The 14,702-nt window shown below is 74.3% G+C and carries 12 protein-coding genes; 5 read left to right on the forward strand and 7 right to left on the reverse strand.

The features are described 5' to 3' along the window. Positions 1-96: 96 nt before the first annotated feature. Positions 97-780 (forward strand): DUF998 domain-containing protein, encoded by a 684-nt coding sequence (locus F8274_RS11100; RefSeq protein ID WP_151462208.1) that lies wholly within the window; start codon positions 97-99, stop codon positions 778-780. Here F8274_RS11100 and F8274_RS11105 read toward each other — a convergent pair. Next, complete coding sequence (locus F8274_RS11105) at positions 758-2,161, reverse strand: NAD(P)H-quinone dehydrogenase (RefSeq protein WP_151462209.1); 1,404 nt, start codon at positions 2,159-2,161, stop codon at positions 758-760. The genes F8274_RS11100 and F8274_RS11105 overlap by 23 nt on opposite strands. A gap of 165 nt (positions 2,162-2,326) precedes the next feature. On the opposite strand from F8274_RS11105, the gene F8274_RS11110 reads away from it, so the two are divergent. Beyond that, on the forward strand, positions 2,327-2,782 hold the full coding sequence (locus F8274_RS11110) for a gamma-glutamylcyclotransferase (RefSeq protein ID WP_151462210.1): 456 nt from the start codon (positions 2,327-2,329) through the stop codon (positions 2,780-2,782). A 72-nt stretch (positions 2,783-2,854) separates the two neighbouring features. Here F8274_RS11110 and F8274_RS11115 read toward each other — a convergent pair whose 3' ends face one another. Genes F8274_RS11115 through F8274_RS11130 form a run of 4 tightly spaced genes read right to left on the reverse strand, consistent with a single transcriptional unit; the run spans position 2,855 to position 6,221 of the window. Continuing rightward, positions 2,855-3,817 carry a GNAT family N-acetyltransferase gene (locus F8274_RS11115; RefSeq protein ID WP_151462211.1) on the reverse strand — a complete coding sequence of 321 codons (963 nt, stop codon included), beginning with the start codon at positions 3,815-3,817 and terminating at the stop codon, positions 2,855-2,857. Positions 3,818-3,859: 42 nt separating this feature from the next. Next, positions 3,860-4,600 (reverse strand): hypothetical protein, encoded by a 741-nt coding sequence (locus F8274_RS11120; RefSeq protein WP_151462212.1) that lies wholly within the window; start codon positions 4,598-4,600, stop codon positions 3,860-3,862. 43 nt (positions 4,601-4,643) lie between these two features. Next, positions 4,644-5,585 carry a hypothetical protein gene (locus tag F8274_RS11125; RefSeq protein WP_151462213.1) on the reverse strand — a complete coding sequence of 314 codons (942 nt, stop codon included), beginning with the start codon at positions 5,583-5,585 and terminating at the stop codon, positions 4,644-4,646. Positions 5,586-5,591: 6 nt separating this feature from the next. Then, positions 5,592-6,221, reverse strand: a complete 630-nt coding sequence (locus tag F8274_RS11130; protein ID WP_151462214.1) for an MBL fold metallo-hydrolase — start codon at positions 6,219-6,221, stop codon at positions 5,592-5,594. Between the two features lie 122 nt (positions 6,222-6,343). On the opposite strand from F8274_RS11130, the gene F8274_RS11135 reads away from it, so the two are divergent. Then, positions 6,344-7,303 carry a DUF4349 domain-containing protein gene (locus F8274_RS11135; protein ID WP_192579785.1) on the forward strand — a complete coding sequence of 320 codons (960 nt, stop codon included), beginning with the start codon at positions 6,344-6,346 and terminating at the stop codon, positions 7,301-7,303. Here F8274_RS11135 and F8274_RS11140 read toward each other — a convergent pair. Together F8274_RS11140 and F8274_RS11145 are read right to left on the reverse strand one after the other, a co-directional pair. Further along, on the reverse strand, positions 7,260-8,519 hold the full coding sequence (locus F8274_RS11140) for an amidohydrolase (protein WP_151462215.1): 1,260 nt from the start codon (positions 8,517-8,519) through the stop codon (positions 7,260-7,262). The two genes, F8274_RS11135 and F8274_RS11140, sit on opposite strands and share 44 nt — an antisense overlap. 638 nt (positions 8,520-9,157) lie before the next feature. Next, complete coding sequence (locus F8274_RS11145) at positions 9,158-10,741, reverse strand: methylmalonyl-CoA mutase (RefSeq protein ID WP_151462216.1); 1,584 nt, start codon at positions 10,739-10,741, stop codon at positions 9,158-9,160. Positions 10,742-10,945: 204 nt separating this feature from the next. Here F8274_RS11145 and F8274_RS11150 point away from each other — a divergent pair, with 204 nt between their 5' ends. Both F8274_RS11150 and F8274_RS11155 read left to right on the forward strand, forming a co-directional pair. After that, positions 10,946-12,982: a serine/threonine-protein kinase gene (locus F8274_RS11150; protein WP_151462217.1), complete on the forward strand. Its 2,037-nt coding sequence runs from the start codon at positions 10,946-10,948 to the stop codon at positions 12,980-12,982. 49 nt (positions 12,983-13,031) lie between these two features. After that, positions 13,032-14,696, forward strand: a complete 1,665-nt coding sequence (locus tag F8274_RS11155; protein ID WP_151462218.1) for a phospho-sugar mutase — start codon at positions 13,032-13,034, stop codon at positions 14,694-14,696. The last annotated feature ends 6 nt before the right edge of the window (positions 14,697-14,702 follow it).

Here is a 14,702-nt window from a genome sequence, read left to right on the forward strand (position 1 = left end):
CCCGTCCACCCCAAAAACCGGTAGGGGGCGACCCCCGGAATGAAGTGGGTGGTGGCCCCGGATCCGTTTCGGGCGGTTTCGGCGACAGGCTGAGGCATGTCTGGAACCCGGAGCAGTGGTCTGCTGGCCCTCGGCGGGATCGCCCTGGCGGCGGTGCTCGCCGTCGTCGGTCACCTCGAGGTGAACGACAACCTGAACCCCTGGTCGCTGACCGTCAGCGACTTCGCCGTCTCCGACCGGGGCGGCGTCATCGACGCCGCCATGGCGGTGCTCGCGGCGGCCACGATCGTCCTCCTGCCGGCGCTGCGCCGGGCCGGCGCCGGCCGCCTCGCGGGGGCGCTGCTGGTGGCCTGGTCGGCCGGCCTGATGGCCGCCGCCGTGGTGCCCACCAACGAGCCCGGGCTGCCCATGGACGCCGCCGCCTACGTGCACCGGTACGCCTCGGTGGTGGCCTTCCTGGCCCTGCCCGTCGCCGGCTGGCTGGTCGCCCGGCGGCTCGGCGGGCGGGCCGCCGGGTGGGTGCGCGGGCTCGTCCTGACCAGTCTCGTGCTGGCCGCGGCGATGGTCTGGTCCGCCTACCCCGGTGACCGGGTGCTGATCGGCCTCGCCGAGCGCCTGCTCATCCTCGCCGAGGTCGCCCTGCTCGCGGTGGTCGCCGGCACCCTGCTCCGCCGCGAGATCGGCGAGGTGGCGGTGCCCCGACTCCGGGAACACCCCCACCTCGCCGAGCTGGCGGCGGCTGCGCAGGACCGTGAGCTCACTCCAGCTCGTGGAGCATGAGCTGGCGGGCGGCCTCGGTGATCGAGCCGGACAGGCTCGGGTAGATGGTGATGGTCTGGGCCAGCTCGTTGACGGTGAGGTTGTTCTCCACCGCCATGGTGATCGGCAGGATCAGCTCGCTGGCCTTCGGCGCGACCACCACGCCGCCGATCACCTGGCCGCTGGCCGGCCGGCAGAAGAGCTTCACGAAGCCGTCGGCCAGGTCGGCCATCTTCGCCCGGGCGTTGCCGGAGAGCGGCAGCATCACCTGGCGGGCCGGGACCTTGCCGGCGTCGACCTCGTCCTGCGAGACGCCGACGGTGGCCAGCTCCGGGTCGGTGAAGACGTTCGCCGCGACGGTACGCAGCCGCAGCGGCCGGACCGCCTCGCCGAGCGCGTGCCACATGGCGATCCGGCCCTGCATGGCGGCGACGCTGGCCAGCAGCAGCACCCCCGTGCAGTCGCCGGCCGCGTAGATGCCGGGGACGTTGGTCCGGGAGACCCGGTCGACCGTGACGTAGCCGCCCCGGGCCAGCTCGACGCCGTACTCGGCGAGGCCCAGGTCGGCGGTGTTGGGGATCGAGCCGACCGCGATCAGCGCGTGCGAGCCGGCGACCACCCGGCCGTCGGCGAGCGTCACCTCGACGCCGTCGCCGATCCGGCGGACCGCCTCGGCCCGGGAGTTGTTGAGGATGGTCATGCCCCGGTTCCGGAACACCCGCTCGATCGCCGAGGCGGCGTCGGCGTCCTCGTGCGGCATGACCCGGTCCCGGCTGGAGACCAGGGTGACCTGGACCCCCATGGCCAGGTAGGCGCTGGCGAACTCGGCGCCGGTCACGCCGGAGCCCACCACGATGAGGTGCTCGGGCAGTTCGGGCAGGTCGTACACCTGGCGCCAGGTCAGGATGCGCTCGCCGTCGGGCACGGCGGTGGGGAGCTGGCGCGGGGTGGAGCCGGTGGCGATCAGCACGGTGGTGGCGGCGATCGAGTATTCCGCGCCGCCGTCGGCCGGGGTGACGATCACCCGGTGGGTGTGACCGAGGGTGTCCTCGCCGAGCCGGGCGGAGCCGGCGACGAACTCGACGCCGGCCTTGACCAGCTTGGCGTGGATGTCGGCGGACTGGGCCAGGGCGAGCCGCTTCACCCGCTCGTGCACGGTCCGGGCGTCGACCGTGACGGCCTCCAGCCCGTCGGAGTGCACCCCGAACTCCTCGGTGTCCCGGTAGCCGGTGACCACCTCGGAGCTGGCGATGAAGGTCTTGGACGGCACGCAGTCGGAGAGCACGCAGGCGCCGCCGGCCCCCTCCGCCTCGACCACGGTGACATCAGCGTCCAGCTGGGCGGCGACCAGCGCCGCCTCGTAGCCGGCCGGTCCGCCGCCGATGATCACGATCTGGCTCACGGAGCCATCCTTTCGTTCGCGACTGCGGGGCTCCGCTCCGCTGCACTCCTCGCGCTCACCGCGCTCGCCCCCGATCAATGCTCACAGTGACTTTCTTCTCCCCGTCGCGCTCGACACGCACCGTCGTATTCTCCCCCACCCGTCGGCCGGGCTATCGTCATCGCCGTGCGTCTTTACGCCGCTTACGGCTCAAACCTGGACCCCGCCCGCATGCGTGCCTACTGTCCGCATTCGCCGATGGTGGGCACCGGCTGGCTGGAGGGGTGGCGGGTCACCTTCGCGGGCGAGGACGTCATCGGCTGGGAGGGCTCGGTCAGCACCGTGGTCGAGTCGCCGGGCGACCGGGTCTTCGTGGCGCTCTACGACATCCACCCGTACGACGCGGCCCAGCTCGACGAGATCGAGGGTGTGACCTCCGGGACGTACCGGAAGCTGACCGTGCGGGTCTCGACGCTGGACGGGGACGTGACCGCCTGGGTCTACGTCTTCGACGGGTACGAGGGCGGCCTGCCGACGTCGTGGTACCTGTCGGAGATCGCGAACGCGGCGGAGAAGGCGGGCGCGCCGGACGACTACGTCACCGAGCTGCGGTCCCGCCCCACCGGCACCGCGTCCGCTTAGCGCGTCTCCCACCTCTCCAGTCTGCTCCGGCCGGCTCCCGGGCCGGGCGGCGACCCCGCGGCGGGTCGCCTATCACACACCCGCGGCGGGGACGCTCCGCTCGTACATGTCGGTCCAGCGCCCCTCGGTCAGCCCGACGGAGCGGTAGAGGGTGACCGGGGCGGTCGGGTTGGCCAGGTCGACGCCGAGGCCGGCCCCCGCCCGGCCCTTGGCCGCGTAGACGGCGAAGGCCCGGCGCAGCAGGGCCGCCCCCACCCCGCGCCGCCGGTACGCGGGCAGCACGGACAGCGTCCGGACCCAGCCCATGTCCTGGTCGAGCGCCTGGTCGGAGGACTGGAGGGCGCCGGCCGGCTCGCCGTCGACCTCGGCCAGGAACCACTCGTCCCACACCTTGCCGTACGACGGGAGCTGCTCGCGCCACTGGTCGAAGCCGACCGGCTCGTAGTCGGGGGTGTCCCGGAACGCGGTGTCGAAGATCCGGTGGAACAGCCGCAGGTCGGCCTCGTCGTCGGCGTGCAGCGTCCGGACGGTCACCCCGGCCGGGGGCGCCGGCTCGACGGGCAGGTCGGCCAGCGACCGGGTCATGCGGATGTACCGCTTGATCCGGGTGAAGCCGGCCTCGACCAGCTCCCCGGCCCAGCGGGTCTCGGGAGCGCAGACCCCGGTCCGGGCGGTGAGGGCGGGCAGGCCACGCTCGGCCGCCCGCTCGGCGACCCGGTCGAGCAGCCGGGCCAGCAGCGGGGCGCGCAGGTCGGCGGCACGGTCCGGGTCCACCGAGACGTCCACCCACTCCCGGCCGGCCCCGGCGGGGTTGCTCAGGATCGCCCAGGCCACCGCGGTGCCGTCCGGGTCGGTGACCAGCCACGAGTCCCGGGCCGGGTCGACGAAGGGCGCGGTCAGGGCGTCCCGCACGTCCTCGGCGTCGAAGTCCGGGTAGCCGACGGCGAAGGTGTCGGCGGCGTGCACCACCGCCAGGATCGCGGGCACGTCGTCGAGGGTGGGGCGGCGGGCGGTCCAGCCGGCGGGGAGCGTCACGCGGCAGATCCTGACAGCCGCCCCGGCGGCCGCGCTTCCCATTTATCCGCCGCGCACGTGCAGTCGCGCGGCGGTGAGCAGGTTGAGCAGTTCCGCGCCCTCGCCGGGGCCCAGCGCCCGGAACGCCGGGGACACCAGCCGGTCGGTCACCGCCTCGGCCCAGAGCCGCCGCCGTACCAGCGGCCCCACCGGCGGGTACGGCGGTGACCAGCCGCACGCCGAGGCCCCGGCGTCGCCCTCGGGCCCGGCCAGCACCGCCTCCAGCGGTGTCATCCCGGCGGCCCGCACCGCCAGCAGGTACGCCCCGGCGAAATGCTCGCGGAGCAGCAGCAGCGCGACGGCCGCCCGGGCGCCCGGCGTGGCGGCGTCGACCGGCATGGCCCGCCAGGCGGCGAACAGCGGCATGCCGCTGCCGTCCGCCGCGTCGACCACCTGGCGCAGCAGCGCGGCGAGGCGGGCGGCTTCCGGGGCGTCGCCCAGGTTGGTGCCGCCCCAGCGGCAGCACTCGGCCAGGTTCGCGCCCGCGACCTCCAGCGGCGGCACGGTGCGCACGGCGGCGTCCCAGCCGTCGGCGACCGCCTCCGGCGCGATGAAGCCGAGTGCGGCGGCGACCGTCTCGGCGCGGACGTCGCCGAGCGCGCCGGCCCGGCCGGTGATGTAGAACGCCCAGCCGGAGATGCCCAGCAGCCGGGCCCGACGCAGCGTCGACGGGCAGCGGGAGAACGCCTCCCCGAGCTCCAGCACCAGCGGCTTGCTGGCGGCGGCGACCTGCTCCGGGGTCATCGGCGGCACCCCACCGTCCGTCCACCGTGGTCATCCATCACGATCAGTCTGCCTCGTCGCCACCCTCCGCGGCATCCCCCTCTTCGGCGTCCAGCGCCTCCAACGCGGCCTCCACCTCGCCGATGCGCCGGCGGGCGGCGGTGAGCGACCGTTCCGCGCCGCGCCGCGCCAGCTTGGCCCGGCTCAGCTCCTGCTCGGCAACGGCCCGGCGGCGCTCCAGCTCGGCCAGTTCGGTCTCGATCCGGTCCAGCGTCGCCACGCCGTCACGTTCCGTGTCGGTGGCCCCGGTCAGCTCCGCCTCGGCCCGCTCCTGGTCGTCGCGGGCCCTGGCCAGCTCCCGTTCCACGGCCCGGCGGCGCTTCGCCCGCTCGGCCCGGGCCGCCCGCTCGGCGGCCCGCTGGTCGCGCGCCTTCCGGCTCTCGGCGCGGTCGGCCGCCCGGTCGGGTACGGCGGGTTCCTCCTCGCCGCCCCCGGTGACCAGCCGCAGCTGCGGCCGGGGCACCTCGCCGAACCCGGCGTAGTGGGTGGACCGCAGCAGCCGCCCGGCGCGTACCTGCTCGGCCACCTCGGTGTCGGAGAGCGCGGCGTTCAACGTCGCCTCGACCTCGCCCAGCGGCAGCTTCCCGACCGGCGGGGCGGCCGGCTCGGCGGCGGCCAGCTTGCGTACCTCGGCGACGAGCGCGCCCACGACGGCCCGGCGCTGCGCGGAGAGCTCGCGGAGCTTGCCGCCGCGCAGGTCCCGCTGCGCCGAGCGGAGCGACTCGGCGAGCTGCGCCAGGTCGGCGACCAGCTCCGGGCGACGGATCGCGAGCAGGTTGACCAGCCAGGCGGCGACGGTGGGCCGGCGCAGCTTGCCGATCTCCCGGGCGCCCTTCGGGTCGCCGGCCCGGCGCGCCTCGGCGACCGCGGCGTCCCGGGCCGCGACGAACCGGTCCGGCGGCGTCGCGTAGAGCCGCTGGACCAGGTCGGGGGGTGGACCGGCCATGCCCGCTCAGGCGTCGATCCGGGTGCCCGGTTCCAGGCGCCGGTACTCGGTCTTCGACAGCGCGGTGTACTGGCGGTCGAGCACGCCGAAGCCGTTGGCGTTGAGCAGCGCGTCGTGCAGCGCGAACGCCCGCCGCGGTGCGACCGCGCGGATGAAGTCGACCACCTCGGAGAACTTCGACCAGGGCGCGTGGATCGGGGCGAAGAGGGTGTCCACCTGGACGTCGTCGGGGACGACGAGCGCGTCGCCCGGGTGGTAGACGACGTCGTTGAACACGTAGCCGACGTTCTGGACGACGGGGATGTCCGGGTGGATGACCGCGTGCTGGCCGCCGTACGCGCGGACCGCCATCCCGGCCGCCGTGAACGTCTCGCCGGGCGTGACCACGGTCAGTGCCTCGGCGGCGTCGCCGAGCACCCCGGCGAGGGAGGCCGGGCCGTACACCCGGGCGGGCCGCCGGTCCAGCGCCCGGGTCAGCGCCTCGACGTCCACATGGTCCGGGTGCTCGTGGGTGATGAGCACCGCGTCCGCCGCGTCCAGCGCCTCGGCGCCGCTGAAGACTCCGGGGTCCACGACCAGCACTCCCCCGTCGTGCTCCAGCTTCAGGCAGGAGTGGGCGTACTTGGTGACCTGCATCGTGACTCCTCGATTATCGAATCGTGACGTCCTCAGCGCAGTCTGCCGGAACCGGCGCGGTGTCGCGTCGCGTCCGACGTATCGGTCCCGCAGCGGGGCCGTCGAAGGATCGGAGCGCGGACATGAGGATACGGGACAGCCGCCGCCGGGGCCGGGCGCTCGCGGCGGCCGGGCTGCTGGTGGTGTTGGGCGCCGGCGCCTGCAGCGCGGGCAGTGCGGGGACCGACAGCGCGGGTTCGGCGGCGCAGCCGCAGGAGGTGGCGGGCGGGGCGGTGGACCGGGACCAGGCGGCGCCCGAGAAGGCGCAGCCCGGTGCGGGCGGCGCGGACCTGCGGGTCGACCAGCGGGCGATCATCTACACCGGAACGCTCCAGGTGCGGGTGGACGACGTGGAGCGGGCGGCCCGCGAGGCGAGCACGGCGGTGACGGCGGCCGGTGGCTTCGTCGGCGGCGACCAGCGCAACAGCGACGCGGCGGACGCCCGGGCCGAGCTGACCCTGCGGGTGCCGGCGGACCGGTTCGCGACCGTGCTGGAGGCGCTCGTCCGGCTCGGCGAGCAGGAGCGGCGCGAGGTACGGACCGAGGACGTCACCGAGGAGACCGTGGACCTGGACGCCCGGATCGCCACCCAGCGCGCCCGGGTGGACAGCGCCCGGCGGCTGCTGGCGCGGGCCACCTCGATCAACGACCTGGTCACGCTGGAGAACGAGGTGGGTCGCCGGGAGGCGGACCTGGCCTCGCTGGAGGCGAAGAAGCGGCGGCTCGCCGACCTGACGGCGCTCTCCACCATCACGGTGACCTTCGTCGGTCCGGACGCCCCGGCCGTCGGGGACGAGGAGGACCTCGGCTTCCTGGCCGGGCTGCGGGGCGGCTGGTCGGCGTTCCTGGGCTCGCTACGGGTGGCGCTCACCGTGCTGGGCGCGGTGCTGCCGTTCGCGGTGGCGATCGGCGTGCCGGTGGCGCTCGTGCTGGCCCTGGCCCGCCGGCGCGGTCGCCGTACGCCGCCGGGCGGCCCGGCGCTGCCGGACGGCCCGGTCCCTAGCGGGCCGCCGCCAGTGCCCGCAGCGCGGTCTGGACCATGAGGCGTACGCCGACCGGGATGGCGCGCTCGTCCACGTCGAACGAGGCCCGGTGCAGGTCCACGTTGGGCCCGTTCCGGCCGACGCCGAGGCGGGCGAGCGCGCCGGGCACGTGCTCCAGGTACCAGGAGAAGTCCTCGCCGCCCATGCTCTGCGGGGTCTCCGCGATGCCCTCCGGCCCGAGCGCGGCCGCGGTGGCGGCGGTGAACACGCCGATGGCCCGGGCGTCGTTGGTGACCGGCGGGCGGCCGCGCAGGTACTCCAGATCGACGGTGGCGCCGGTGGGGGCGAGGACGTCCCGCACCACCTGAGCCACGATCTTCGGGGCCTGGTCCCAGGTGTCCCGGTCCATCACCCGCAGGGTGCCGGCGGCGCAGGCCTCGGAGGGGATGACGTTGTAGCGGGTGCCGGCCGAGGCGTGGCCGAACACCAGCAGCAGCCCGCTGTTGGCCGGCACCCGGCGGCTGACCAGGGTCGGCACCTCGGTGACCAGCCGGCCGAGCGCGTCGACCAGGTCGACGGTCAGGTGCGGGCGGGCGGTGTGCCCACCGGGGCCGGTCAGCCGGACGGTGACGTTGTCGGCGGCGGCGGTGATCGGGCCGACCCGCAGGCCGACCTTGCCGACCGGCAGGTTCGGGTCGCAGTGCACGGCGAAGATCTGCACCACGTCGTCCAGGCCGCCGGCCTCGATGACCTCCAGCGAGCCACAGGGCAGGATCTCCTCGGCCGGCTGGAAGATGAGCCGCACCCGGCCGTCGAGCTGGCCGAGGTCGGCGAGCTGGGCGAGCAGCATGCCCACGCCGAGCATCACGGTGGTGTGCACGTCGTGCCCGCAGGCGTGGCAGACGCCGTCCACGGTGGACCGGTACGGCACGTCCTTCGGGTCGCTCAGCGGCAGCGCGTCGATGTCGGCGCGGAGCGCGATGACCGGGCCGTCCGGGCGCCCGTCGATGTCGCAGATGACGCCGTTGCCCTTCGGCAGCAGGCGCGGCTTCAGCCCGGCGAGGGAGAGCTCCCGGTGCACGAGGGCGGCCGTCTCGAACTCCTCGCCCGACAGCTCCGGGTGGGAGTGGATGTGACGGCGGGTGGCGATGAGGCCGGGTACGCGCAGCGCGAGCAGATGGTCGAGCTCCATGGGCAGGGGCTGGGACCCGGTCGGCGCCTCCGGCCAGGACGACGCCAGCGGGCTGCCGGACGGCAGCGTCAACGCACTCGTCACGTCGAATTCTCGATCACTAGAGATGGATGGATCATCGGGGAGAACAGCAGACAGCCTAGACCTCCGGCGGTGACGCTGCGCAACATCTTTCGCGTAGCGGTCGGACCGCGCAGCGTCACGAATGCCCTGGTGGGAGGGCTCGAATATCTGCGGGACAGCAGGTAGATCGCGGTCGAACGCCGTCATCTGCCCCCCACCTCCTACAACGCGTAACCGATTCAACGGTCACCAAAACGCTGGCCGTCGTTCCGAATTGTCGCATTAGTCGCGACAATTAACTGCCGCTCGGACAATTGCGCGACAACGGTCGGCTGTCGGACGACTCCTCACGGTGACATGCCGGCCCGGAGTACGACCGCACAGGCTGTCCGTCCCGTTCACCCGAGCGGGTTACCCGCAATCCCGATCCGCACACGCGCGCCGGCTCCGGCCACGCTGCCCGACGGCTCCGGGAGCGGCGCCCGGGCGGCGCCGCCCGGGGAAGGATCCGCACCGAGCCGTCGCCGCCCCCGCCGCGTGCGGGGAGACCACCGACTGTACGCCGCCGCACACCGTTCGCCCAGGTCAGCGCGGTCGGAAACGCGACGGCGGCCCGGCCGCACCCCGCGCGGAGTGCCGGCCGGACCGCCGTCGTCGCCTCAGAACCGGTCGCTCGGCCGGTGGATCCCCCACACGTCGCGCAGCGTCCCGCACACCTCACCCACGGTCGCCCGGGCGCGCAGCGCCTCCCGCATCGGGTAGAGCACGTTGGCGTCGCCCTCGGCCGCGGCGCGCAGCTCGACCAGCGCGCGCTCGACGGCACCGGAATCACGCTGGGCGCGCAGCTTGGCCAGCCGCTCCGCCTGGCCCACCTCGATCGTCGGGTCGACCCGCAGCGGCTCGTACGGCTCCTCCTCGTCGATCTGGAACCGGTTGAGCCCGACCACCACCCGCTCACCCGAGTCGATCTCCTGGGCGATCCGGTACGCGGACTGCTCGATCTCCCGCTTCTGGAAGCCCGCCTCGATGGCGTCCACCGCCGAACCGTGGTCGAAGACCCGCTGCATCAGCTCGTCGGCGGCCGTCTCCAGCTCGGCGGTCATCGCCTCCACCACGTACGACCCGGCGAACGGGTCGACGGTGGCGGTCAGGTCCGTCTCGTACGCCAGCACCTGCTGGGTGCGCAGCGCCAGCCGGGCCGCCTTCTCGGTGGGCAGCGCGATCGCCTCGTCGAAGCTGTTGGTGTGCAGCGACTGGGTGCCGCCGAGCACCGCGCCGAGGCCCTGGACCGCCACCCGGACCAGGTTCACCTCCGGCTGCTGGGCGGTGAGCTGCACGCCCGCGGTCTGGGTGTGGAACCGCAGCATCATGGACTTCGGGTTCTTCGCCCCGAACTCGTCGCGCATGAGCCGGGCCCAGATGCGCCGGGCCGCCCGGAACTTGGCGACCTCCTCCAGCAGCGTGGTGCGCGCCACGAAGAAGAACGACAGCCGGGGCGCGAAGTCGTCCACGGCCAGCCCGGCGGCGAGCGCCGCGCGGACGTACTCCACCCCGTTGGCCAGGGTGAAGGCGATCTCCTGCGCGGGCGACGCGCCGGCCTCCGCCATGTGGTAGCCGGAGATGGAGATCGTGTTCCACTTCGGCACCTCGGCCCGGCAGTAGGCGAAGGTGTCGGCCACCAGCCGCAGCGAGGGCTTCGGCGGGAAGATGTACGTCCCCCGGGCGATGTACTCCTTGAGGATGTCGTTCTGGATGGTGCCGTTGAGCGCCGAGCCCGGCACCCCCGACTCCTCCGCCACGAGCTGGTAGAGCAGGAGCAGCACCGACCCGGGCGCGTTGATGGTCATCGAGGTGGAGACCTTGTCCAGCGGGATGCCGTCGAAGAGCGTCCGCATGTCCTCGATGGAGTCGATGGCGACCCCGACCTTGCCCACCTCGCCGTGCGCGATCGGGTCGTCGGAGTCGTACCCCATCTGGGTGGGGAGGTCGAAGGCGACGGAGAGGCCCATGGTGCCGGCGCGCAGCAGCTGGTGGTAGCGGGCATTGCTCTCCGTGGCCGTGCCGAAGCCCGCGTACTGCCGCATGGTCCACGGTCGCGACGTGTACATCGTCGGGTAGACCCCGCGGGTGTACGGGTATTCGCCCGGGCCGCCCAGCCGGGAGTCCAGGTCCTCCGGAAGGTCGGCCGCCGTGTAGACGCCCTTGATCGGGAAACCCGACTCGCTTGACCGCGCTTCGCTCATTACCGGATGGTAGGACGCGGCCGCCGTTCGTTGGGTGAGGGATACCGCACACCACGGCGGCGCGCAGCGACCGGAGGTGAGTACCTGGCCACATACCGTCGAGTAGGTAAACGTCCGCCGCGTCGGGTTTCGCATCGGGCGTCGGAACCAGCAAGATAGTGGGGTTGTGTCCCAGCCCCCTCGATATCCCCCGGTGGCTTTTCTGTGACTCAGATCCCGACGTGGAGCGGCGGACCCGCCAGTCCCCCCACTGGACGCGCAGCACCCGGCACCACCATCGGTGGCCGCTACTCGCTGCGCTCGCCGGTCGGCAACGGCGGCATGGGCACGGTCTGGCGCGCGACAGACACGCTGCTGCGCCGCGACGTGGCGGTGAAGGAGGTCGTCCTCCCGCCGGGGCTCGCCCCCAGCGACCGCGACGCACTGTACGAGCGGACCCTCCGCGAGGCCCGCGCGGCCGCCGCGATCCAGCACCCCGCCGTGGTCCAGGTCTACGACGTGGTCACCGAGGGTGGCCGCCCGTGGATCGTCATGGAGCTGCTGGACGCCCGCAGCCTGGCCGACATGGTGATCGAGGACGGGCCGGTCGCCCCCCGCGCCGTCGCCAAGATCGGCATCGCCCTGCTCGGCGCGCTGGAGGTGGCGCACGCCATGAGCGTGCTGCACCGGGACGTCAAGCCGGCCAACGTGCTGATCTGCACCGACGGCCGGTGCGTGCTGACCGACTTCGGCGTGGCCCGGATGCCCACCGACGTGCAGCTCACCACACCCGGCATGGTGCTCGGCTCGCCGCACTTCATCTCCCCCGAGCGGGCCATGGGCCAGGAGTTCGGCCCGCCCAGCGACCTCTTCTCGCTGGGTGTGACGCTCTACACCGCCGTCGAGGGGCGTCCGCCGTTCGACAAGGGCGACCCGATCGAGACCATGCACGCGGTGGTCGAGGACCCGCCGGCCACCCCGCAGCGCAGCGGCCCGCTGACCCGCGTGCTCATGGGCCTGCTCGAGAAGGACCCGGCCCGCCGGCTGGACGTGCACACCGCCCGGGGCATGCTGCGCGAGCTGCTGGCCGGCCCGCTGACCAGCACCGCCACGGCGGTCAACTCGGTCACCGACCCGTACGCCGTGGTGCCGGTGCAGCGGCCGTCGACCCCGCCGGCGATCATCACGCCCGAGCCGAAGCCGGGCGGCCAGATCGGCGGCCGGGCGATGATCGGGCCCGGCGAGTCGCTGACCGACCGGCTCGCCGCCCTGCGCCGCGGCGAGCGGCCGGACTCCACGGCGGCCGGCGCCGCCGCGCTCGACGAGACCAGCGCCGACGCGCTGGCCGGCCCGCTGCACACCCCGACCGGGGCGATGTCCGCGTCCGGCGCGGCACCGGAGGCCACCCAGCGCATCTCGCCCGACGCCACCCAGCGGCTCGGCCACACCGCCGGCCCGGACGCCACCCAGCGGGTGCCCGGCCACCCGGATGCCACCCAGCCGGTCTACGGCCGGGGCGCCGACGCCACGCAGCCGGTCTACGGCGGCAACCAGTGGTCGGTGCCCGGCACCGGCCAGCCGTGGACGACGGCCCCGGGCGGCGCGCCGGCCGACGGCGGCGCGCTCGGCCGGGCCAAGGGTGTCGGCGGCCAGCTCCTCGGCCGGGTCAGGAGCTGGCCGCGTAAGGTGCAGCTCGCCGCCGCCGGCGGCGTGGCCGTGCTGCTCCTGGTCGGCGTGATCGCGCTGACCAGCGGCGGCGACGACGCGCCCCCGCCGATCGTGGGCGCGCTGCCCAGCACGACGGCCGAGGCTCCCCCGGTCGAGATGCAGGCGCAGTCGGTCAAGGGCGTCAACGTGCAGGTCCCGAAGGGCTGGGACCGCAAGACCGGCGGCGTCTTCGTCGACTTCGTCGACCCGAGCGTCGAGGGCCGCAAGGTGCGCATCCTCGCCGAGGACTGGAGCGGCACCTCGGTCAGCTGGGCCGAGTTCGCCTCCCGCAACCTGCGGGACAAGAGCAAGTCCTGCGCCAAGCCCTACGAGCAGCTGGAGATGAGCGAGTCGACGCTGGCCGGCAAACCGGCCGCCGGGTTCGAATACACCTGCGGCGACGGCGACGCGAAGCGGCACGGCATGTGGCGCGGCGTGGTGCAGGACGGCAAGGTCTACTCGTTCTACCTGACCGCGAACGAGGCCGACTTCGCCGCGAGCAAGCCGATCTTCGAGGCGATGGCGCAGTCGTTCCAGCTCACCGGAGCCAACTGAGTCGAGGCCGACGGCCGGTGGTGATCCGCCGCCATGCTTTCATGAGGCAATGGCGGCGGACACCACTGACCTTGACGACCTTCGCACCCGGGCCGAGCGCTGGCTCGACGACGACCCCGACCCGGCCGACCAGGACGAGCTGCGCGCCGTCCTCGCCGGGCTACCGGGCAGCGCGCCCGAGCTGGCCGACCGGTTCGCCGGCCCGCTGACCTTCGGCACCGCCGGGCTGCGCGGACCGCTGCGGGCCGGCCCGAACGGGATGAACCTCGCGGTGGTCACCCAGGCCGCGGCCGGGCTGGTCGGCTGGCTCGCCGACCAGGGCGGCGAGGGCCCCCTGGTGATCGGGTACGACGCCCGGCGCGGCTCGCGGGCCTTCGCCGAGCGCACCGCCCAGGTGGCCACCGGCGCGGGTCGCCCGGCGCTGCTGCTGCCCCGCCCGCTGCCCACCCCGGTGCTCGCCTTCGCGGTGCGGCACCTCGGCGCCGTGGCCGGCGTGATGGTCACGGCCAGCCACAACCCGCCCCAGGACAACGGCTACAAGGTCTACCTGGGCGCGCAGCTCGGCGGGGAGCTGGGCGCGGGCGCGCAGATCGTGCCGCCGGCCGACGCCGGCATCGAGGCCGCCATCCGGGCGGTCGGCCCGCTGGCCGGGGTGCCGCTCGGCCCGGCCGGCCAGGTGCTCGGCGACGACCTGGTCGCCGCGTACGTGGAGCGGGCCGCCGCGGTGGTCGACCCGGCCGGCCCGCGGGACCTCAAGGTGGCGTACACGCCGCTGCACGGGGTGGGCGCCGCGGTGCTGACCGCCGCGTTCGCGCACGCCGGTTTCGCGACGCCCGGCGTGGTGCCCGAGCAGGCTGAACCGGACCCGGACTTCCCGACGGTCCACTTCCCCAACCCGGAGGAGCCGGGCGCGGTGGACAAGCTGGTCGCGCTGGCCGGCAGCACCGGCGCGGACATCGCCATCGCCAACGACCCGGACGCGGACCGCTGCGCGGTGGCCGTGCCGGCGGACGGGACCTGGCGGATGCTGCGCGGCGACGAGGTGGGCGCGCTGCTCGCCGACCACCTGATGCGGCGCGGCGTGACCGGCCTGTACGCCACCACGATCGTCTCCTCCACCCTGCTCCGGGCCATGGCCGCGGCACGGGGCCTGCCCTACGACGAGACGCTGACCGGGTTCAAGTGGATCGTCCGGGCCGGGGGCGGCCGGCAGCCGCTGGTCTTCGGCTACGAGGAGGCGCTCGGCTACTGCGTCGCGCCGGAGCACGTCCGGGACAAGGACGGCATCACGGCCGCGCTGACCGTCGCCGAACTGGCTGCGGGCCTCAAGGCCGAGGGCCGGACGCTGACCGACCGGCTGGACGAGCTGGCCGCCGAGTTCGGCGTGCACCACACCGACCAGCTCTCGGCCCGGGTCGAGGACCTGCGGCTGATCGCCGACGCGATGTCCCGCATCCGGGCGGCCACGCCGACCACCCTGCTCGGGCACCCGGTCACCGAGGCGTCCGACCTGCTGCCCGAGGCGGACGTGGTGATCCTGCGCACCGACGCCGCCCGCGTGGTGATCCGCCCCTCCGGCACCGAGCCGAAGCTCAAGGCGTACCTGGAGGTGGTGGAGCCGGTGACGGACGGCGACGTCGCGACGGCCCGCCACCGCGCCCAAACGGCGGTAACGGCCCTCCGCACCGAGATCGCCACCGCCCTCGGCCTCTGACCCCGG

This window comes from Micromonospora sp. AMSO31t, assembly GCF_008868175.1.
In the GTDB taxonomy this organism is placed as follows: domain Bacteria; phylum Actinomycetota; class Actinomycetes; order Mycobacteriales; family Micromonosporaceae; genus Micromonospora.